Source organism: Vibrio sp. 1069 (genome assembly GCF_033340555.1).
Genome location: NZ_JAWOWP010000389.1, coordinates 1 through 696, shown reverse-complemented (window position 1 = coordinate 696; position 696 = coordinate 1). Strand labels below are relative to the sequence as shown.

The following is a 696-nucleotide window of genomic DNA, read 5'->3' as shown; positions in this document are numbered from 1 at the left end:
GGCTCTGAATACTCAGGCTGCTCTGCCCTCTCTTGTTTGTAGTTTGGCTCGTAACCCAGTGTTGAACCGAAGTTACCGTCAACTCGCATTGCGCCGTCGCGGTGGTAGCTGTGTACCGGACAACGAGGGGCGTTGACTGGAATTTGGTGATGGTTTACACCTAGGCGGTAACGCTGTGCATCTCCGTATGCAAACAAACGGCCTTGCAGCATTTTGTCTGGCGAGAAACCAATTCCAGGAACGATAGCTGCCGGGTTAAACGCGGATTGCTCAACTTCTGCATAGAAGTTTTCTGGGTTACGGTTCAGCTCAAACTCACCTACAGGGATAAGTGGATAATCTTTTTGAGACCATACTCTTGTTAGGTCGAATGGGTTGAAGTTAACTTCGTCGGCTTCTAATTCTGGCATGATCTGTACATACATTTTCCATTTCGGGAAATCCTGACGCTCAATCGACTTATACAAATCGCGGTGATGGCTTTCACGATCTTTGCCCGCAAGCAGTTGTGCTTCCTCATCGCTGATGTTCTTAATACCTTGCTGAGTTTTGAAGTGGAACTTCACCCAGTAGCGTTCATTTTCAGCGTTGATAAAGCTGAATGTATGGCTACCGAAGCCGTGCATGTGACGGTAAGACGCAGGAATACCGCGGTCACTCATGACGATGGTTACTTGATGGAACGCTTCTGGCAGC

At 48.4% G+C, this 696-nt stretch carries 1 protein-coding gene; it reads right to left on the bottom strand.

All coding sequences use genetic code 11. The features are described 5' to 3' along the window. A partial coding sequence (locus R7040_RS26705; RefSeq protein ID WP_318097619.1) for a catalase occupies positions 1 to 696 on the bottom strand: 696 nt, incomplete at both ends.